This is a genomic window from Soehngenia longivitae (assembly GCF_004684055.1).
Taxonomy (GTDB): domain Bacteria; phylum Bacillota; class Clostridia; order Tissierellales; family Tissierellaceae; genus Soehngenia; species Soehngenia longivitae.
Genome location: NZ_SRIB01000016.1, coordinates 1 through 21669 on the forward strand (window position 1 = coordinate 1; position 21669 = coordinate 21669).

Consider the following 21669-nt stretch of genomic DNA (forward strand, 5'->3'; position numbering starts at 1 on the left):
TATTTTTTAAAAGGAACAAAAGAAAAAATTAAAAAAGCGTAACTTTAACAGAACCTACTATTTCAAAAAAAAAAAAAAAATAGGCTTGTGATTGAAAATATTTTATTGAATCTCTCCAACTTTATTTCTGGAGTAGATTTGATTTTTAGTCAGCAATCCAAAAATCAAACGTACTAATTTACGTGATGTAAGTGCGAGTGCTCTTTTATGTTGGTGAGTAGTCACTTCACCAAACTTTTTGTTGTAGTATTCTTTGTACTCTGGCAAATAGTTCTTAACACTGTTAGCAGCTTCAATTAAATAGTATCTAAGATACTTATTACCTGTTTTAGTCATGCTGGTATCTTCAGCAGTGTAGTCTCCTGATTGATTGACTCTCCAGGTTAAGCCAGCATATTTAGCTAAAGCATCGTGGGAATCAAAAGCATTGATGCTTCCAATTTCTGATAAAATGCCACTAGCTAAAACAGCCCCGATACCAGGAATAGATATTAAGGATTGATATTCAGTAGTATTTATACCTTTAATGTTTTTCTCAATAGCTTTATCAATAGCCTTAATTTCGTTTTCAAAAGCCTTAATAAGGTTAAAAGAAGAAGCAATTGATATATTTAAAGGTTCGTATAATACTTTATCCAACCTATAGGAATCACTTGCAGCTTTCTGTAGTAACTTAGCTGTTGCTTCTGGATCACTAAATCGATTTTTACCTTTCTTTTTAACGAAATCAACTAAATCTTCGATGGGAGAATATGTGATATCGTCTAAAGATAAGAATTCGGTTAGAATAGCTGCAGAAGTAGCTCCATAGTTATTGAAAAATGGCTTGTCTTCTTTATCTAAGACTGCTAGTTGACTAAATTTTAGATATATATTTGAGACCATGTAAGTTTTTTCACGTGTAATACACTCAACTAAATGAAGTCTGTGGCGAGTAAGTCTTTGCAAAGCAAGAAACTGAGAACCACGCCAAGGAGAGGATGTAATTCTTCCACATCTAGCAAAATCAGCAATAATGTATGCATCTAAAGGATCTGTCTTATCTATATCCACGAAGGACTTTCTATAATTAGAAATAGTTTTGGGGTTAAGACAATATACTTTAGGTTCAAATAATGCTAAATCTTCATGAGAAGATAGGAAGTTAGCCACATGAATACTATAAATAGAAGTTGATTTCAAGGCGATAACAGCATATTTAAGGTTATTAGCATTTAAACAGTCTAAGATGCTTTTTGACATAGATTCAGCACCAGGATTGTTATTAGAAGCCTTTAGGTTGAGAAGTTTATTACCTTGGAAATCAAGAGCACACAAGACGTTAGTCTTAGAACTTACATCAATACCAATAAATAAAGTTGATAAAATATTGTTCTTCATATTATCACCACCTTTCATAAGTAGTAGGGAGAACAATTAGTAAAAGAGATATCCCGATCTTAGCTACTAACTTCAACCTCGCACTATTAGCATTCATCTTTGAAAATTACCTTGCTGTTGGTCTAGTCAAGGAGATGCAGCATCTGAGTTGGAAGATTATGATAGCTAAGTCAGGAAGCATGCTATAGAGGCAATAACCATTTGGCTTTGCAAGGAGGACAAGAATTATCCTTCGCTAACTATTCTTTGTTTTATTATAACATCAGGATATCTCAATTAAAAATTGCATTTTAGATATAAAAATATGCTTAGAACACTTAGTAAAAAGTGATTCTAAACATATTATACGAGGAGGAAAGTAATGAATTTTGGAGCAATAGCAGCAATTTTAACTACATTATCTTTTGTACCTCAGGCGGTAAAAGTTATAAAGACGAAAGACACATCGGGCATATCGCTTTTAATGTATTCGATGTTTGTAGGAGGAGTATTCTTGTGGGTGATTCATGGAATTAACATCAAAGATTATCCACTGATTTTTGCAAATATAGTAACTTTTTGTTTTGCAGTAATCATTTTAAGTTACAAAATAAAGTATAAATAATCGATAGTGTAAAGTAGATTTGAAATTCTTGATGGATTTTTATGAGGAGGTGTTTTTGCAGCAAACCAACTAGAAGGCGAATATTTATAATGAAGGAGCTGATTAATATGGGATTAAAAATCGTTACAATAGGGGGAGGATCAAGTTACACACCTGAACTTGTGGAAGGATTTATCAAGAGATATGATGAACTACCTGTGAGTGAATTATGGCTTGTGGATATAGAAGAAGGCAAGGAAAAGCTTGAAATTATCGCTGATTTAGCTAGAAGAATGGTAAAAAAAGCAGATGTCCCAATTCAAATTTTTACAACATTAGATAGAAGAGAGGCTCTACCTGGGGCAGATTTTGTGACAACTCAAATAAGAGTAGGGCTTTTAGATGCACGAATTAAAGATGAGAGAATCCCCTTAAAGCATGGATTTATAGGCCAAGAAACAAATGGGGCAGGCGGAATGTTCAAAGCTCTAAGGACTATTCCAGTTATCTTAGATATAAATAAAGACATCTCTGAACTTTGTCCTGACGCTTGGATGATAAACTTCACCAATCCTTCAGGAATGATTGAAGAGGCTCTTTTAAAATATGGTTATACTGATAAAGTAATAGGACTTTGCAATGTTCCTATTGGCATTGAGATGGGTGTAGCTAAACTTTTAGGAGTTGCTCATGATAGAGTGAGAGTTGATTTTGCAGGATTAAATCATATGGTGTTTGGATTAAATGTCTATTTAGATGGTGAAAATATAACAAAAAGAATAATAGACGATTTAGCTAGTGGGAAAAGTGCATCTGAGGTAAAAAATATCAACGATATAAACTGGGAACCTGATTTTATTAGAGCATTAGGAGTCATACCATGCCCATATCACAGGTATTATTTTATGAGAGATGAGATGCTGCAAACTGAGCTTGAAGAGTTTAAAAAAGGAGAAGTAAGAGCTGAGGTAGTCAGTAGATTAGAAAAGGAACTCTTTGAAATTTACAAGGATAAAAATTTAGACATAAAGCCACCTCAACTAGAACAAAGAGGAGGAGCATATTACTCTGATGCTGCATGTAGACTCATAAACTCTATCTACAATGACAAGAAAGACATCCAACCTGTGAACACTAGAAATAATGGTGCTATCACATCTTTACCTCACGACTGTGCAGTTGAAGTTAGCAGCGTGATCACCAAAGATGGTCCAAAGCCTCTTTCAATGGGAGAACTCCCAGTTGCAGTTAATGGATTAGTTCAACAGATTAAATCTTTCGAAAGGGTTACAGTAGAAGCAGCTTATGAGGGATCTTATGAGAAAGCTCTATTAGCATTGATCATAAATCCACTAGTTGCATCGGATAAAAAAGCCAAAATTTTATTAGATGAAATGCTCGAAGCTCATAAAAAGTATCTGCCTAAATTTTTCAAATGATTTTAGAGAATACTCATCACTACAAAAAATTGTGTTATAAAAAAATTTTTGGGTACAATAAAATATAAGGGAGTGATGAATATGATTAAAAATTACTTTGAAAATAAGAAAAGAGAAATTGCTAGAAAAGAGAGAGCAAAGAAAGTTAAACATATTGCTGCAGGTACTGCTGTGGGCAGTTTATTAGGAGCAGGAGCAGGGCTGTTATTTGCACCAAAATCAGGAAAGGAAACTAGAGAAGACATAAAGAACAAAACAGTTGAAACCAAAGAAGAGTTCAAAGAGAAAGTAAATGAAACAGTAGATAAAACTAAAGAAGGATACGATAAGATCAAAGCTAAAGTTACAAGCAAAGTTGAGGAAACTAAAGAAGAACTAGAAGAAAAAAAGGAAGAGTTAGAAGATAAGAAAGAAGACATCAAAGAAGATGCTGAAGAAGTGAAAGAAAAAGCAAAGAAGAGCAAAGCAGAGGTTGAAGAAGGGAAAGAAGAAATTAAAGAAGTATTGAAAGATACGAAAGAAGATATTAAAAAGACCGTAAAAGAGTAAACGCACACCGTATTTAGGAAGTGATTTTATGCAGAAGTACAAGGATAAGGACAATGACTCTGGCATTGTTGCATACGAAATAGGAGATGATTACATTAGAGTAGAATATGAATCTGGAGATATTTTCACTTACAACTACGAAAAAGCCGGGAAACAAAGAGTGGAAAAGATGAAAGAATTAGCTAAAAAAGGCGATGGATTAAACGCCTATATAAATAAATACATCATCCCTATTTATAAAGAAGATTAATGATCAAGCCACACTATTTTAGATAGTGTGGCTTTTCGTTGACTTAGATCTCCATTAAATATATAATATTGACAATGATAAATGTATACCCAATAATATTTAGGAGGGCATTTTATGCTATTTGAACACATATTGGAAGTTGCAGTACCCTATATCACATCTTTTCTTGAACTTATCGGAGTTTCAATAATAGTAGTAGCAGCGATAAGAAGTGTTTTTCATTTTTTTAAAAATGGATTTGATTTTGGTGATGATGAAGTAGGATTTGCTTTTGCGAAAGCCATGTCTTTGAGCTTAGAGTTCAAATTAGCTGCAGAGATAATTAAAACTGTACTTATTAGAAATATTGATGAATTTATAATACTTGCGGCGGTAGCAATTCTTAGAGTAGTTCTTACATTTGTACTTCACTGGGAGTTGACTATAAGCAGTAAGGAGATCGAACACAAAAATATCAATAAAATATTAAATAAGCAGGAGGAAAATTGAGATTTTTTAGAAAAATTATGATATATTGTTATTAGATTACATGAAAGGGTGGTAGGTATGAAAAAGCTAATGACGGGAAATGAAGCGATAGCAAGAGGAGCTTATGAAGCAGGAGTTCTGGTTGCTTGTGCTTATCCGGGAACACCTAGTACTGAAATTTTGGAAAACGTTTCCACATATGATGAAATTTATTCTGAATGGTCGACTAATGAAAAAGTAGCATTGGAGGCTGCTTTCGGTGCAAGTGTAGCCGGTGCAAGAGCTATGGCTAGTATGAAGCATGTCGGCTTAAACGTTGCGGCAGATCCTTTTTTTACGATAGCATATGAAGGAGTAAACGGGGGCTTGGTAGTGATTACAGCAGATGAGCCAGGTATGCATAGTTCTCAAAATGAACAAGACAATAGACTCTATGCACCACATGCTAAAGTTGCTTTAATTGAGCCATCTGATAGTCAAGAATGCAAAGATTATCTAAAGAGAGCTTTTGAAATATCAGAGCAATTTGACACGGCAGTTTTGTTTAGAGTTACTACAAGAGTCTGTCATACTAAGGGAGTAGTGGAACTAGGAGAAAGAGAAGAAGTAGGTATAAGAGAATACATAAAAAATCCTAAAAAATATGTAATGGTTCCTGCAAATGCTAAAGAAAAACACATAGAAATGGAAAGGGATAGACTTCCTAAACTACATGAATTTTCAAATACCACCGACTTAAATAGGATTGAACTAAATGATTCAAAAATAGGAGTAGTTACTTCTGGTGCTTGCTACATGAATGCCAAAGAAGCACTTGGAGATAAAGCATCATATTTAAAGATAGGTTTTAGTTATCCACTTACAGATGAAAAATTTAAAGAGTTCGCAAAGCATGTAGAAAAAATTTATGTTATAGAAGAAAATGAACCATACATGGAAAACTATATAAAAGCTTTGGGGATTGACTGTATAGGTAAGGAAGAATTTCCACTGTGCGGTGAAATAACCCCTCAAATAATCAGAAGAATTGTTTTAGGAGAAAGCACACCCTCTACATATAAATTAGACATTCTACCTCCAAATAGACCACCAGCACTTTGCGCAGGATGTCCTCACAGAGGAATATTTTATGAGATGAGTAAATACAAAAACAAAATAAATGTCACATCAGATATAGGCTGCTATAGCCTTGGTGCATCAGCTCCACTATATGTTGGAGATACAGTTATTTGCATGGGAGCAGGTTTTTCTTCTGGAATAGGCTTTGATAGAGTAAATAAAATGGCTCAAAGAGGGAAAAAAGTATTTGGCGTTTTAGGGGATTCAACATTTTTTCATTCAGGTATGACTGGCTTAGTAGACGCTGTATACAACAAATCCGACTTGGTAATGGTAATACTTGACAATAGGATTACAGCAATGACAGGGCATCAAGAAAATCCAGGCACTGGCAGAAACATAAAAGGAGAAGAAGCTCCTATGATTGATATTGTTTCAATCGTAAAAGCATGTGGGGTAAAAGAGGAAAATATAAAAGTAATAAATCCATATATTATGAGTCAAAACAAAGAAGCCATAAAAGCAGCTCTTGAGGCTGAAGGACCATTTGTGATCATAACTAAACAGCCATGTGCACTGATAAAAGAAGTCCAAAAGAAAAGAGCTAATCTCTACTCAGAAGTTGACGATGAAAAATGCACTAAATGCAAGACTTGCTTTAGAATAGGCTGCCCTGCAATATCTATGGTAGACAACAAAGTTATAATAGATAAAGTTCAATGCAATGGTTGCACTGTATGTGTTCAAACATGTCCTTATAAAGCCATTAAAGTTCATCAAGAGAGAGGTGGAAAAAATGAATAAGAGTTTACTTTTAGCTGGAGTTGGAGGGCAAGGAATAATCTTGGTTTCAAAGATTCTATCAGAAGGCTTGATGGAAGAAGGCTTTGACGTAAAAATGAGCGAAATTCATGGAATGAGCCAAAGAGGAGGAAGTGTCACCACTCAGATTAAGTTTGGACAAAAAGTGTATTCTCCAATCATAAACACAGGAGAAGCTGATGTATTAGTAGCTTTTGAAAAAATAGAAGCGTTGAGATACATTGAAAATTTGAAAATTAGCGGAACATTAATAGTAAATGAGGAAGAAATCTTTCCACTTCCAGTACTTGCGGGATTAGAAGAGTATCCAGATGGAGTGATAGAGGAATTAAAAAATAAAGTTGATCATGTCATAAGCATTGATGCTAGAAAAGCAGCTCTTGATGTAGGTGAAGCAAAAAGTTCAAACATCGTCATGCTTGGAGTTACGGTAAAGGCATTAGGATTAGAAAATATTGATTGGGAAGAGAAGATTAAAAAATATCTACCTCCTAAAACACACGAAAAAAATATTCTCGCTTTTAGAAAAGGATTAGATACATTATAAAATGGCCACCTAAAAAGGTGGCTTCATTTATTAAGTTTTTGCAACAATTAAGGAAAACAGAGAAAATAGAAGATATAAAGACATATTAAGATATAGATGAAGGTCTATGAATAGATTTATCTAATTTTCTTATTTTTTATGTATTTATGGCATAATTGGGTATTGTGTAAGTAAAATGAAAGAGTATAATAGATTAGTCAAGGGGTGATAAAATGGATCGAATAGTTCAAGACATCCTTAATCTAGACGATGAGACCAAAAAATTAAGGGATAGATATGAGGAAATATTAAAAAAAGAGAAGTTTGAAGGACTTCAAAAAGTGCAGCAACTTGAAAAAGAACTCATGGCTTCATATGAAAAGGAAGCACAGAAGTTGTACGAGAATTATATTGAAGAAAAATCAAAATTAATTCCACAAATCGCTCAACAGGAATATCTCAAATATGGAAGTACTGCAAATCTAAATGAGAAATACAAAAAATTAAAGACAAGATTATTAGATGATATTTGGGAAAGTATCCTGACTATCGAGGAATAGAGGGATATAAATGAGTAATGCTAGAAGATTTTCAGCGATCAATACAAAGCTAAGAGTAATGCACTCTCATTTTTTGACAGATGAAGATTACATTAATCTAATAGAATCAAAGACAGTAGATGATACAATTGCATATTTAAAAAATAACACTATTTATGGCGAGTTCATTAAAACTGATCCTCATCTTACAAGGATTGAAGAAGTAGACATCGCTATGGATAGATTCTTGGTTTATCAGTTTGGCAAGATATTAAATTATTTCTCCGATAAGTACAAAGAGTTTTATAGATCTCTTATGCTTAGATACGAAGTTGAGGACTTGAAGCTTTTCATAAGAGCTGTAGCTAGAGGAGAAAGCTTAGAAGAAACTAAGAATTTAAGCTTAATTAGAGAAAAATACTACAGTTTTTCTTATGAAAAGATAAAAAGTGCAAAGAACATCAACGAATTAATTGAGATGTTAAAAGACACACCTTTTTATGACATAATTAAAAGATATAAAGATGAAGAACCAGAGAGATTGATTTTTTATATCGAAATGAGTCTTGATAAATTTTATTTTCAAACAGTAAGTGAGAAAGCGAAAAAACTTTCAAAGGAAGACAGAAAATTTGCTGAACAACTGGTCGGGAGAAATGTAGATTTATTAAATATTGAGTGGATTTATAGAGGGCTTAAGTTTTACAACACCATACCAGAAGAGCTTATAAACTATGCACTTAGTGGGGGGCTAGAGTTTAAATACGAAGATTTAAAGAAACTATGTTATTCAGATGTAGATAATTTAATAAAAACCGTAAAAAGAACTCCATACAAAGAGCTATTTAATCCAGATAAAGATATAGATACTTTCTTTAAAATAAGAATTCAAAAATATCTATACAATATGTTTAAAGATGTTTTCAAGAAAGCTAAAATGGATATTTCGGTATCTGTAGGATTTTTACATTTACTAGAATTTGAAATAAGAGATATATTAACAATATTGGAATCAAAGAGATATCAAATTTCAAGCATAGACATAAAAGAATACCTCATTCGAGATTTAAAGGGAAGCGAATAATTATGGGAACTAACAAAATGGAGTTATTAAATGTTATTGGCAAAATCGAATATACTGACGACGTATTGAGAGATTTAATCCTAAATCATGACATCGAACTATTAGATGTTTTAAATAGAATTGAATCAGATCATTTTAAAATTAATGTAAAAGAAGAGAACTTAGATAAAATAGTTGAAATGAATTATGTAATGCCCTATATTAGCGACAACAAAGTGGAAGAATTTAGAAATAAGAAGCAACAAATTATCTCGTTATTTGATCTAGGCAACTTTAACTTAAATATTTCAAAAGAAAAATTTTCTGTAAGTGAAAATGAAATCAATGAGTTTTATTATGCTTTAGAAAAGATGAATTCATTGAATGAAGATTTAACGAATTTAGAAAATGAGTTAAAAAAATTAGAAGGCTATTATAATAATATATTTAGAGAATTAGACGATTTCCAGATAAAAATCGGAGATTTAAGAAATATGGATTATTTTGAATTTAAACTTGGTATATTAAAAGATTCAGCAAGGATGAAACTCAAATCAAGCTATGAAAATATACCGGCTATAATCATCCATACCGGAAGAGTAGAAGAAGGAGAAGTATACTTCGCGATTTACCCTAAAAAAGTGGCAGTTGATATAGAAAGGACTTTAAAGACTTTGGAATTTAGAGAATTGATACTACCTGAGGAATATAATTCTACTCCAAAGGAAATAAGTGCAGTGCTTACATTAAAAAGAAACGATATATTAGCAAAAATTGCAATGAAAGAGAAAGAACTAGACGATTTAAAATCAAAACACTTAAATAAAGCAGTTGACTTAATTGGTAAATTGGACATGATGATAAAGATTGAAAGAGTAAAAGAAAAGCTTGCTTTTTCAAGAAAGTATTTCTATTTGTCTGCTTTTGTATTGAGTTCTGATAAAGAAAACATACAAAATTCATTAAGTAAATATGAGGCTATTTATGTAGATTTTGACGAAGAAGTTGTACATTCAACAAAGTTAAAGAACAGTTTATTATTAAGGGTGTTAGCATAGCTTTACAATCTATTTAATCTAGCATCACGATAACAAGAAGGAAGTGATAAGAAGTGTCAGTTGAAAAAATGACTTTGCTAAATATTGTCGGAAAAGCAGAAGATGCTGAAAATGTCCTAAAAGATATAGTCACAAATGTTGAAGTGAATCTGATTCCTGCAATTCATCAAATAGAGTCAAATAATTTCACGTTTGATGTCACAAATGAAAATATCGACAAGATAATCGATATGAATTATGCCGGAAGTTACAAAAAAGAATCACTGTCTGATGATTTGAGAAATAAATCAGAGGCAATCAAAAGAATATTTGATATAAAAGACAATGAACTAAATATCAAGATCGATACTCTGTTTGCAAAAGAAGATATTCTCAAAGAATTCGATAATATAATTGGAGAAATTCATGACACAAATGAAAAAATAAATACTCTAAAAAAGGAATTAGAGCATTTAGAAGGATATTACTCGAATATATTTAGAGAACTAAAGAATTTTTCAATATCTTTATCTGATTTAAGAAGCATGGAATATTTTGAATTCAAAGTAGGGATTCTTTCAAAAGAAGGCAGACAAAAGGTAAAGAAGAACTATGAGAACATTTTGGGTATTTTTTTGCACACTGGTTCAAGCCAAGAAGGCGAAGTATATATAGTTATGTACCCAAAAGAAATGAACATTGAGATGACTAGAATCTTAAGGTCTCTAGGGTTTAAAGAAATTCCAATTCCTGAAGAATATTCTGGTACTCCTGGAGAAATAAGCGAGCGAATTGACATTAAAAGAAATTCGATTTTAGCAGAAATTGCTGAAAATGAGAAAATAGAGGATAAGATTAAATCAAAATACACCGACAGGGTAAAGGAGCTATTAGCACATGCTAATATGATCCTAAAAATGGAAGATATTCAGGAAAATCTTGCTTTTTCAAAGAAATATTTTTATCTTTCTGCTTGGATTGCCGAGTCAGATAGAGATAAGCTGACGAGTCTGTTAAAGAAATATGATGGAATTGTGGCTGTATTTAAGAAAGACGAGATTTCAAATGCACCTACAAAATTAAAGAATAATTGGTTATTTAAACCTTTTGAGATGCTAGTTAAGATGTATGGGACACCATCATACAATGAACTGGATCCAACTCCTTTTTTAAGTTTATCATATATGTTTTTATTTGGAATGATGTTTGGAGATTTGGGGCAAGGATTTGTAATATTACTTGCAGGACTATTAGTAGGTAAAAAAAGCAAGACTTTTGGAGGATTATTGACTAGATTGGGTGCAAGTTCAATGGTATTTGGTACACTTTATGGTGCGGTGTTTGGATTTGAAACTATCATACCAGCATTGCTGATTAGACCATTTGAAAATATCAATACCATGCTTTTGATAGCAATTGGCGTAGGAGTTACATTACTCATAATTTCATATATTCTTGGAATTATAAATGCTTTCAAGAGAAAAGACGTCGAGGAAGCTATATTTGGCAATAAGGGAATTGCAGGATTTGTGTTATTCATCGATTTACTTCTTTTAGTAGGTGGGATGATGTTGGGTTTAAACATAATGCCAATGCCTGTAGGAATAGCAATAGCAGTATTAACTTTATTGTCAATTATCTTTAAGATGCCACTTGCTAATCTAGTAGAAAAGAAAAGACCATTGCATCATGAAGAGATATCTGGATACTACATTGAAGGAGTATTCTCACTGTTGGAAACTTTTTTGAGTATGTTAAGTGGTACAGTTTCATTTATAAGAGTTGGGGCATTTGCGCTAACACATGTCGGGTTATTCATAGCTTTTGAAACTATCGGCGAGATGATAGGTTCAGCTGCAGGAAATGCAGTGGTACTCATCATTGGCAATCTACTAATTTTAGGGCTAGAAGGGCTTATAGTATTTATTCAAGGCTTAAGACTTCAGTATTATGAATTATTTAGTAGATACTATAAAGGTGATGGTAAGGCTTTTGAACCTGTAAAATTAGAATATTAGAATAAAGAATTTAGGAGGAGATATTATGTCATTTATATTAACAACAACAACAATAATGGTATTATTAACAATTGCAACAGGAATTTATTTTATTTACAGCGATATGGAAGGCGACAGAAAAAAATTAAAGAAAATATTAAGAGCCAATCTGTTTGTATTTGTTCCACTTTTGATGGCAGCAGTTATCATCATGGTACCAGGAGCAATTAATGCAGCAGAAGAAGCAACAGCAACTGGGGTTACATCATCACAAGGGTTAGGATTTATATCAGCGGCTTTGGCTACAGGATTAGCAACACTTGGTGCAGGGTATGCGGTAGCAGTAGTTGGGTCAGCTGCTTTGGGTGCAGTATCAGAAGATAAATCATTACTAGGTCAAACACTTATATTTGTAGGTTTGGCAGAAGGTATTGCTATTTATGGACTTATAGTTTCAATCCTTATTTTGGGAAGGTTATAAAAATGAAATCTATTCTAATCAGCGACCACAAGGACACTTTAGTGGGAATGAGATTAGCAACCATAGAAGGCATATATGTAAAAGACTTAGATGATATAAGGAAAGCATTTGATGATGCTGTTTTAAATGATGAGATTGGAATAATCATAGTTACGGAATCTATCTTTGATAAAATGAAAGATAGAGTACTTGAAGTAAAAAAGAGCAATAGTAAGAAGCTAATTGTAACTGTACCAGATAGGACAGGCCTAAAGGATAAAGACTTTATTATGAGATATATTAAAGAGTCCGTCGGCATCAAAATATAGGTGGTGAAGTCATGATAACTGTAGAAGATAAATTAGATATATTTCGCAAAGTTGTCTATAAAGAAGAAGAAAATAAATTTCAAATAGCATTAGATGAACTAAAAAAAGAAAATGAAAGTCTCCTAGAGCAGAAGAAAAAAGAACTCGAAGCTCAAAGAGATGAGATTATTAAAAGAAAATTGGCAATGGCAGAAAGAGAGATAAATGAGAAGATTTCTGAAGAAAAAACAAAAGTCAAAGAGCAAGTTTTGAAGATGAGGGAAGAAATCTTACAAGATTTCATTCAAAGCCTATATTTAAAAGCTTCTGCATTCACTAAGACCAGTGAATACGGACAATATCTCTTTGACAAGGTAGACAAAGCTATTTTAGAGTTTGGAGATATGTATTTTACTATTTACGTTAGAGAAAGTGATAAAGAAATAGTAAAGAAACATTTGGAAGATACTTATTCAAATAGATTTGACAAGTTCAATATTGAAACTATGCCATCAAATCTAATCGGTGGATTTTTAATTGAAGATAAAGAAAAGACATTTTTAGTTGACTATTCACTAAAGACATTAATTGATGACAATGAATATGAAATAGGCAACAAGCTATTTTCGCTTTTAGAGGGAGCAGGTGACATAAATGAGTGAATTAACAGGTAAAATTAAATCCATCAATGGTCCTGTAATCATAGGGGATAACATGACTGGATTTAAAATGAGAGAGATGGTTGTAGTAGGACCAAAGAAGTTAATAGGTGAAGTTATTTCCATTGATGGAGATACTGGCATTGTTCAAGTATATGAAGAGACAGAAGGTTTAAAAAAAGGTGATGAAGTGGTTTCAACAGGCAAACCACTTTCACTAAAGTTAGGACCTGGCATGCTCGGGAATATGTTTGATGGTATTCAAAGACCATTGAAGAAGATTAGAGCGGACCATGGCGATTTTATTCCTGAAGGGATAGGACTTATATCACTAGATGAAGATGCTGTTTGGGAATATAAATTGCTAGTAAAGCCAGGGGATAAACTAACAGGAGGACAGATATTTGCACAAGTTCAAGAAACTCAGCTAATTGTTCACAAACTGATGGTTCCTGTTGATATTTCAGGTAAAGTAATATGGACTAATGAAATGAACAAGGGTACGATAAATGACACTATAATAAAAATTGAGGATAAAGACGGAAATATCCACGATATAAAGATGTATCAAGAATGGCCGGTAAGAAATCCACGACCCGTTGAAAAGAGACTTGAAATAAGCAAGCTTCTTGTAACAGGTCAAAGGATATTGGATGTGTTTTTCCCAATAGCTAAAGGTGGAACTACAGCTATTCCTGGAGGGTTTGGTACAGGGAAGACAATGCTTCAACATCAACTTGCAAAATGGTCTGATGCAGACATCATAATCTATGTAGGTTGTGGTGAAAGAGGAAATGAAATGACAGAAGTTTTGGAAGACTTTCCTAAGTTAGTGGACCCTAAGACCAATAGGCCTATCATGGAGAGAACAGTTTTAATAGCAAACACATCAAATATGCCCGTTGCAGCAAGAGAGGCTTCTATATATACAGGTATTACTATGGCCGAGTATTTTAGGGATATGGGATATGATGTAGCGGTTATGGCGGATTCAACATCAAGATGGGCTGAAGCATTGAGAGAAATTTCAGGTAGACTAGAAGAAATGCCCGCTGAAGAAGGATATCCTGCATATTTGCCAACAAGACTTGCACAATTCTATGAAAGAGCTGGATATGTAAGGACACTTTCAGGTGAAGATGCTTCTGTAACTCTTATTGGTGCGGTATCACCAGCAGGTGGAGATTTTTCTGAACCAGTAACTGAGAATACAAAGAGATTTGTAAATGTATTTTTAGGACTTGATAGAGAATTGGCATATTCAAGGCACTATCCTGCTATCAATTGGATGGAAAGTTATAGTGGATATACTCACATGATTAAAGACTTTTATGAGAAAGAATTAGATGTAGATATTTCAAATTTAAGAGAAAAAATGCTTGGAATTTTGTTTGAAGAAAATAAACTCCAAGAAATAGTTCTCTTGGTTGGAGAAGATGTTTTACCAGATGACCAAAGACTGATATTGGAGATTGCTAAGGTATTAAAAATTGGATTTTTACAACAAAATGCATTCCATAAAGACGATGCGTTTGTACCACTTAAAAAGCAATATGAAATGTTAAAAACAATGGAATTGTTATATGATAGAGGGCTTTCTGCAGTCAAGAAAGGCATACCGATCTCCAGAGTAAGAAATGGAGAAACATATGAAGAAGTCATAAAATTAAAATATACTATACCTAACGATGATATTTCAAAGATCAAAGAAGTCAATAAAATGATTAATGACTTCTATGATAAATTAGAGTCAGAGTATAGCAAATAGTGGGTGAAGATAAATGAAGAGAAAATATTTAAAATTAGATAAAGTTGAGGGCAGTATCATTGAACTTTCTAACACTCATTCTATAGGGTATAGTGAAATAGCAGAAATAGAAGACCAATTCGGCAACAAAATGGTTGGTAGAGTAATTAAGATAGACGGTGACAGTGTTGTAGTTCAAGTTTTCGGAAGTACTATGGGGATTGCCACAGATAATACTAAAGTTACATTTAAAGGGAAACCATTTGAAATACCACTATCAAAGGAGATTTTAGGAAGAACTTTTGATGGAATAGGAAGACCAATGGATGGTGGAGGAGATATCTACTCTGAAAAAACTTACAATGTAAATGGCAGGCCTATTAATCCGGTATCAAGGGAGTACCCAAGAAATTACATTCAGACAGGTATTTCATCGATTGATGGTCTTGCTACATTGATAAGAGGACAAAAGTTGCCTATATTTTCAGGGGCTGGTTTACCTCACAATCAATTGGCAGCACAAATAGTAAGACAAGCTAAGATAAAAAGTGAATCAGGATCCGATAATTTCTCGATAATATTTGCAGCAATAGGTGTAAAACATGATGAGGCTTTCTATTTCCAAGAAACATTTAGGAAAGCCGGGGTACTAGATAGAGTAGTAATGTATATAAATTATGCTGACGATCCTATAATGGAGAGAATCATAACTCCAAGGTGTGCGCTTACGGCTGCGGAGTACCTTGCTTATGAAGAAAATCAGCATGTTCTCGTAATCATGACAGATATAACAAGCTATGGCGAAGCACTTCGTGAAGTTTCTTCACTAAGAGAAGAAGTTCCAAGTAGAAGAGGATATCCTGGGTACTTGTATTCAGACCTTGCAGAGCTTTATGAAAGGGCAGGAATGATAAAGGGTAAAAACGGTTCTGTAACACTTATACCAATACTCACAATGCCAAACGATGACATTACTCACCCTATTCCTGACCTTACAGGCTATATCACTGAAGGACAACTTGTATTGTCAAGAGATTTGTATTTAAAAGGAATATATCCGCCTATAAATGTACTGCCATCCCTTTCACGTTTGATGAAAGATGGTATAGGAGAAGGATTTACTAGAGAAGATCACCCTGAAGTAGCAAATCAGCTATTCTCGGCTTATTCAAAAGTTCAAGATATAAGAGCATTAGCACAAATCATAGGAGAAGATGATTTATCGGAAAGAGATCAAAAGTATCTTAAATTTGGAGATGAATTTGAAAAGAGATTTGTATCTCAAAGTTTCACTGAAAACAGGGATATGATGGAAACATTGGACATAGCATGGGATTTATTGAAACTATTGCCAAGGGAAGAACTAGATAGACTGGATCAAAAATTAATTGAAAAGTATATGAAATAAGGTGAGGCAATGGCTGTTTATAAGACAACACCTACAAAAGCGAATTTAATAAAAGCTAAAAACTCTCTTTCTTTTGCCAAAAAAGGTTATGAACTTTTGGATAAAAAAAGGACAGTACTGATTCGTGAGATGATGAACTTGATTGATTCGGCAACAAATCTTCAAGCTAAAGTAGATGAAGCATTTCAAGAAGCATATGAAAATTTAAAAATATCTAATATACTAATGGGACCAGAGACTGTTATTGAAATAGCACAATCAATTGAGAATGAAAAAGATTTTGATATTATATATAAATCGGTAATGGGAGTTGAAGTTCCAATAATTAAAAGAGAAGATAGTCCTTTAAAGACTGAATATGGTTTTTACAGGACATCTCCTGCTTTTGACAAGACAGTTATAAGCTTTATGAAAGTTAGAGAATTGATATATGAACTAGCAGAGATAGAAAACTCTGTATATAAATTAGCTATGGAGATTAAAAAGACACAAAAGAGGGCAAATGCTCTTGAAAAGATACAAATTCCAAGGTATGAGGAAACTATAAAATACATCGACAGCGTGCTACAAGAAAAAGAAAGAGAAGATTTCTTTAGGCTTAAAAGAGTTAAAGGGAAGAGCAAAAAACATAAACAACAATAAAATAACTTGCCAAATTGGCAAGTTATTTATGTTTTTTGAGAAGCTCATCTTTTACATTCCAAAGTGCTTCAGAAAGGTCTACAAAATACTCATGTGGTCTTTCAAATCTCTTAACTTCATCCCATAGAGTATCTAACTGGTCAAAACAATATTTTCTTATTTCATGAATATTTGGGCTTTGATAAACACATTTACCTTTATCATAAATTTGAACTAATAGCGGCCTAACATAATAATTATTAAGAAGTTTTCTCTTCCAAGTAAAGAGAGGATGGAAGATTTCATATGGACCTTTTTCTGGTATCTTTTCATCATATAGAGTGATTACATCTGCCATAGCTTTGTTGTTTCTCTTATCGTAAAATCTATATACTTGTTTAAAACCGGGAGTTGTGATCTTATTTACATTATTGCTAATTTTAATCTTTGGTACGATTTCGCCATTTTCTTCAACAGCAACTAATTTATACACACCTCCAAAGATAGGCTCGGATTGAGCTGTTATGAGTCTTTCTCCGACTCCAAACATATCGATTTTCGCACCTTGGTTTAGTAAATCTTTAATGACAAACTCATCTAAACTAGATGATGCCATGATCTTCACATCACTAAAACCAGCTTCATCAAGCATTTTTCTAGCTTCTTTAGATAGATATGCAATATCTCCACTATCAATCCTAATTCCCTTCGGCCTAAATCCTCGAGGTAAAACTTCTTCGTTAAATGTTTTTATTGCGTTTGGAACTCCTTGAGAAAGAGTATCATAAGTGTCTACTAAAAGTGTGCAATTATCTGGATAAACCCTTGCGTAAGCTTTGAAAGCTTCTAGTTCTGAAGGAAACAATTGAACCCAACTATGAGCCATAGTGCCAAGTGCGGGTATATTAAAATCCCTATCCACTATAGTATTGGCTGTACCAATACAACCACCTATGTAGGCAGCTCTTGCTCCTAATATAGCACCTCCATATCCTTGAGCCCTTCTAGAACCAAATTCAATGACAGACCTTCCATCCGCAGCTCTTACAATTCTATTTGCCTTTGTTGCAATCAAAGACTGATGATTTACAGTCAATAGCACCATTGTTTCTATAAGCTGTGCTTGTACAACAGGACCTCTCACTGTCACTATCGGTTCATTTGGAAATATTGGGGTACCCTCAGGGATAGCCCATACATCGCAAGTGAAATTGAAATTTTCTAGATAATTAATGAATTTCTCTCCGAAAATACCTGTACTTTTGAAGTAATTGATATCATCTTCGCTAAACTTTAAGTTATTTAAATAATCTAATAGCTGTTCAACACCTGCCATGATCGCAAAGCCACCGTCATCTGGTATACTTCTAAAAAACATGTCAAAATAAGCGATTTTTCCCTCCATGTTGTTTTCGAGATATCCATTTGCCATCGTAAACTCATAAAAATCTGCAAGCATGGTAAGGTTTTCTTTTACCAGCCAATCTACTTTTTCCATATTGCATCTCCTTTGTCTATATTAACTATATTATAGTATCAAGGCTTGTAAAATACAACTTCAAAAAAATAAGAAGGACCTTTCCGATTTTCATCTAAGAAAAGCCCTTCATTATAAATAAGACTTTGAACAACTGCTCCAACGTTCAGTTTTTGGTTCAATCACATTTTCTTTTATTTTAACAAGCAACTCCTTAATTTAAGTTAAAGAGGATTAAATCTAATCTTTTAACTTAATAAGCTATTAAGTTTTACTAACTAACTAAATCTCCACGTAAATCTCTAACCTTTATAATTTAGTTTCAATTAAACTATAAAGTTTACTACAAACACTTACAAAATCTTACACTACTTTGACTAACATCAATTTTAAATCTTTTAAATCTAAAATACTCTTAACCAATCATTAGTGTAATTCTTTTAAAAAGCAACTAACTTTTACAAATTAGATACTTGATTTTTAGTTGGATGCAGTTGTCAAAGTCCTATTAACCATTATATAAACCATTACTTTTATTAAGTAATAATTTATTATATAATGATTTGTCTATATTATACCCAGAAAAAAAGTTTTAAACACAAAATATAAAAATTTTTTATATATTTTTTATATATTTTATTCCTTTATCTGAAAGCCTAAAAGTGATGATACTGTTAGTAGGGCAATTAGCTAAATTGCAGCCAAAACATTTTCCTTCGCATGAAAAATCACTCATATCTTTTTCTAAATAACCCATTTGTTTCAGATGATCAATAAGTAAATCCGCTTCATCTTCACTTATATTTAATTTCTTAGCTATATCTTTAGCAGATTTTACTGATCCTTCTGAAATTAATTTCAAACACTCTTTTAACATAATATCCTCCTGTTAAATAAACAGACTTCCTATTTGATAGACAACAACTGCCATTATATAGCCCAATAAAAATGTGTAAACAGCCATGAACAAAGCCCATTTTACTGAATTTGTTTCTCTTTTTACAGTAGCGATAGTAGCCGCACAAGGCGTATACAATAATACCATTACCATGTAAGAGATAGCAGATAGGGTAGTGAAGTTCATCCTCAAAGCTTCTGTCAATTCAAGTGGCGAGTATAGCATGCCCAATGTACCTACTATAGCTTCTTTTGCTGCGATACCAGCAAAAAGGCTTACAGAAGCTTGCCATGTTCCAAATCCTGCTGGTGAAAATATTGGAGCTAATAGTGATCCAATTCTACCTAATAAACTTTCCTTCGAGTAAGGTTCAACTCCTGCAGGCAACATTGATAACACCCATAGTATTGTCACAACCAAAAATATGACTGTTCCCGCTCTTTTTAGGAAACCCCATACTTTTTCCCACATATCTCTAAACACACTATTCATTGAAGGCAATCTATAAGGAGGAAGTTCCATGATAAAATGAGTTTCTTCTCCTTTGAATAAAGTCTTGCTAAATACTTTAGCCATAATCAATGCCATAGCTATTCCAAGCGCATAAATTAGAAACAGCACTAACCCGCCATTATTTGGGAAAAAAGCACCAATAAAAACCATATAAACTGGAAGTCTTGCACCACAAGACATAAAAGGATTTATCAATATAGCAATCATTCTATCTTTTTTATTATCTAAAGTTCTAGTACTCATTATACCGGGTACATTGCATCCAAATCCTACGACCATCGATATAAATGATTTCCCTTGAAGTCCTACTTTTCTCATCAATGAATCCATGACATAAGCAGCTCTAGCCATATATCCCGTGTCTTCTAAAATAGCTAAGAAGAAGTATAATACCACTATAAGTGGCACAAAAACCAATACGGCTCCGACTCCGCCAAAGAAACCTTCAGATACAAAAGAAACCAGTAAATCTGGAGCATTTATACTGACCAATAGGTTTTCTACGGATGAAGCTATAAATCCAATAAAAGTTTCGACATAACCGCCCAAGAAATCTTGTCCTATCTTAAAAGTCAGTTGAAATACTAAAGCCATGATCAATGCAAAGATAGGAATCCCAAAGATATAGTTAGTAAGAACTCTATCTACTTTATCTGTGGTAGTTGGTATATTTTCTGGTTCTTTAATTAAACCTTTAGTAATGCTATTTATATAATCATATCTTTTATCTACAATTTCTAACTCATAAATCTTATCTTCTTCTTTTAATCTTTCTAAATAGTTTTTTATTTCGCTGTCACTAGAAACAAGAGATACAATATCTTTATCATTTTCGAGTATTTTTATAGCTAGCCATCTCTTAGGATAAGGAAAATCCTTATTTTCAAGTAATTTTTCAATATTTTTGATCTCTTCATCTATTTCTTCACCATAGGATATATCAAGAGAATTCGCTTTTCTACTTATACTTTCAACTGTTACTCTCAATAATTCATCTATCCCTATTTTTTTTGATGCACTAGTTTCTACTATAGGTACATTTAATCTGTCGGACAATTTATTGATATCTATGTTTATTTCCTTAGCTTTAGCCTCATCCATCATATTTAAAGCCAATACCACATTAGCTCCCATCTCCAATAGTTGGACTGTCAGATATAAATTTCTTTTGATATTTGTGGCATCTATTACATTTATTACAACTTCAGGGTTGCCCTTTAATACAAAATCTCTGGCAACAATTTCATCTTCAGAAAAAGCTCCCAGAGTATAAGTACCAGGTAAATCAACTAATGAATATTTCTCATTATTATATGTAAAGAAACCCTCTTTTTTTTCTACAGTAACGCCAGGCCAGTTCCCGACATGTTGGGTAGAACCTGTGATTGCATTAAATAACGTGGTTTTACCACTATTTGGGTTTCCAACAAGTGCTATTGTATGCATATCATTTTAGTCTCCTTTTAATTATTTAATACTTCCACTTCAATATGTTCTGCTAAACCTCTCCCTAAAGCTAGTTTATTTCCATAAACTCTTAGGATTATTGGTCCAAAATCATTTTTTTCAACTTTTATTTCAGCCCCAGTATTTAAACCAAGCTCGTACAATCTTTTAGTAGCCATTTGACCTTTAGATATATTTTTAATTTTACATCTACAATTTGGCTTTACTTCAGTCAATACCATCTGTACTTCCCCCTCTACACGATTTTGTATGATAATGATTATCATTTACATTTACATCATAATATATTTTTAACAAAAAATCAAGTTAAATGTTAAATATAGATAGTGTCAATTAATTGTTGGAAAACAACTAATAATAATTTTCTAAATAATATTTAGAATAATAGCTCCATAATCA

At 32.9% G+C, this 21669-nt stretch carries 22 protein-coding genes; 17 read left to right on the forward strand and 5 right to left on the reverse strand.

Annotated features, from left to right (window positions below; translation table 11 throughout):
* Positions 1-102: 102 nt before the first annotated feature.
* Entirely contained in the window at positions 103-1380 is a 1278-nt protein-coding gene (locus E4100_RS08805; protein WP_135271680.1) for an IS110 family RNA-guided transposase, read from the reverse strand.
* Between the two features lie 361 nt (positions 1381-1741).
* Between E4100_RS08805 and E4100_RS08810 the strand changes: the two genes are divergently transcribed.
* The 17 genes from E4100_RS08810 (at position 1742) to E4100_RS08890 (ending at position 16936) form a co-directional block, all read left to right on the forward strand.
* The gene (locus E4100_RS08810) at positions 1742-1984 is read left to right on the forward strand and encodes a SemiSWEET transporter (RefSeq protein ID WP_135271681.1); all 243 of its coding nucleotides are present in this window, start codon (positions 1742-1744) and stop codon (positions 1982-1984) included.
* A 107-nt stretch (positions 1985-2091) separates the two neighbouring features.
* Entirely contained in the window at positions 2092-3402 is a 1311-nt protein-coding gene (locus tag E4100_RS08815; RefSeq protein ID WP_282097119.1) for a 6-phospho-beta-glucosidase, read from the forward strand.
* An 81-nt stretch (positions 3403-3483) separates the two neighbouring features.
* Complete coding sequence (locus tag E4100_RS08820; RefSeq protein WP_167792112.1) at positions 3484-3951, forward strand: YtxH domain-containing protein; 468 nt, start codon at positions 3484-3486, stop codon at positions 3949-3951.
* A 28-nt stretch (positions 3952-3979) separates the two neighbouring features.
* Positions 3980-4201, forward strand: a complete 222-nt coding sequence (locus E4100_RS08825; protein WP_135271684.1) for a hypothetical protein — start codon at positions 3980-3982, stop codon at positions 4199-4201.
* Between the two features lie 114 nt (positions 4202-4315).
* Entirely contained in the window at positions 4316-4690 is a 375-nt protein-coding gene (locus tag E4100_RS08830) for a DUF1622 domain-containing protein (protein ID WP_135271685.1), read from the forward strand.
* 57 nt (positions 4691-4747) lie between these two features.
* Positions 4748-6532, forward strand: a complete 1785-nt coding sequence (gene iorA / locus E4100_RS08835) for an indolepyruvate ferredoxin oxidoreductase subunit alpha (RefSeq protein WP_135271686.1) — start codon at positions 4748-4750, stop codon at positions 6530-6532.
* Positions 6525-7097 (forward strand): indolepyruvate oxidoreductase subunit beta, encoded by a 573-nt coding sequence (locus E4100_RS08840; RefSeq protein WP_135271687.1) that lies wholly within the window; start codon positions 6525-6527, stop codon positions 7095-7097. Before iorA ends, E4100_RS08840 begins: the two co-directional genes overlap by 8 nt.
* A 212-nt stretch (positions 7098-7309) precedes the next feature.
* Positions 7310-7636 carry a hypothetical protein gene (locus E4100_RS08845; protein ID WP_135271688.1) on the forward strand — a complete coding sequence of 109 codons (327 nt, stop codon included), beginning with the start codon at positions 7310-7312 and terminating at the stop codon, positions 7634-7636.
* A 10-nt stretch (positions 7637-7646) separates the two neighbouring features.
* Positions 7647-8699 (forward strand): V-type ATPase subunit, encoded by a 1053-nt coding sequence (locus E4100_RS08850; protein ID WP_135271689.1) that lies wholly within the window; start codon positions 7647-7649, stop codon positions 8697-8699.
* 2 nt (positions 8700-8701) lie between these two features.
* Positions 8702-9736 carry a V-type ATP synthase subunit I domain-containing protein gene (locus E4100_RS08855; protein WP_135271690.1) on the forward strand — a complete coding sequence of 345 codons (1035 nt, stop codon included), beginning with the start codon at positions 8702-8704 and terminating at the stop codon, positions 9734-9736.
* A 53-nt stretch (positions 9737-9789) separates the two neighbouring features.
* Positions 9790-11733: a V-type ATP synthase subunit I gene (locus E4100_RS08860; protein ID WP_135271691.1), complete on the forward strand. Its 1944-nt coding sequence runs from the start codon at positions 9790-9792 to the stop codon at positions 11731-11733.
* Between the two features lie 25 nt (positions 11734-11758).
* Positions 11759-12193 (forward strand): ATP synthase subunit C, encoded by a 435-nt coding sequence (locus E4100_RS08865; RefSeq protein WP_135271692.1) that lies wholly within the window; start codon positions 11759-11761, stop codon positions 12191-12193.
* 2 nt (positions 12194-12195) lie between these two features.
* Positions 12196-12501, forward strand: a complete 306-nt coding sequence (locus tag E4100_RS08870) for a V-type ATP synthase subunit F (protein WP_135271693.1) — start codon at positions 12196-12198, stop codon at positions 12499-12501.
* 11 nt (positions 12502-12512) lie between these two features.
* Entirely contained in the window at positions 12513-13142 is a 630-nt protein-coding gene (locus tag E4100_RS08875) for a V-type ATP synthase subunit E (protein WP_135271694.1), read from the forward strand.
* On the forward strand, positions 13135-14907 hold the full coding sequence (locus tag E4100_RS08880; protein ID WP_135271695.1) for a V-type ATP synthase subunit A: 1773 nt from the start codon (positions 13135-13137) through the stop codon (positions 14905-14907). Before E4100_RS08875 ends, E4100_RS08880 begins: the two co-directional genes overlap by 8 nt.
* 13 nt (positions 14908-14920) lie before the next feature.
* A complete protein-coding gene (locus E4100_RS08885) occupies positions 14921-16294 on the forward strand; it encodes a V-type ATP synthase subunit B (protein ID WP_135271696.1) in 1374 nt (457 codons plus the stop codon).
* 9 nt (positions 16295-16303) lie between these two features.
* Positions 16304-16936 (forward strand): V-type ATP synthase subunit D, encoded by a 633-nt coding sequence (locus E4100_RS08890; RefSeq protein WP_135271697.1) that lies wholly within the window; start codon positions 16304-16306, stop codon positions 16934-16936.
* A gap of 22 nt (positions 16937-16958) precedes the next feature.
* Here E4100_RS08890 and E4100_RS08895 read toward each other — a convergent pair whose 3' ends face one another.
* The 4 genes from E4100_RS08895 to E4100_RS08910 all read right to left on the reverse strand — a co-directional run bounded on the left by E4100_RS08895 (position 16959) and on the right by E4100_RS08910 (position 21491).
* Positions 16959-18413 carry a nicotinate phosphoribosyltransferase gene (locus tag E4100_RS08895; RefSeq protein WP_135271698.1) on the reverse strand — a complete coding sequence of 485 codons (1455 nt, stop codon included), beginning with the start codon at positions 18411-18413 and terminating at the stop codon, positions 16959-16961.
* Between the two features lie 595 nt (positions 18414-19008).
* Positions 19009-19269, reverse strand: coding sequence for a FeoC-like transcriptional regulator (locus tag E4100_RS08900; protein ID WP_135271699.1), 261 nt, complete (start codon positions 19267-19269; stop codon positions 19009-19011).
* 12 nt (positions 19270-19281) lie between these two features.
* Positions 19282-21249 carry a ferrous iron transport protein B gene (gene feoB / locus E4100_RS08905; RefSeq protein ID WP_135271700.1) on the reverse strand — a complete coding sequence of 656 codons (1968 nt, stop codon included), beginning with the start codon at positions 21247-21249 and terminating at the stop codon, positions 19282-19284.
* Between the two features lie 17 nt (positions 21250-21266).
* Positions 21267-21491: a FeoA family protein gene (locus tag E4100_RS08910; protein ID WP_135271701.1), complete on the reverse strand. Its 225-nt coding sequence runs from the start codon at positions 21489-21491 to the stop codon at positions 21267-21269.
* Positions 21492-21669: the final 178 nt, after the last annotated feature.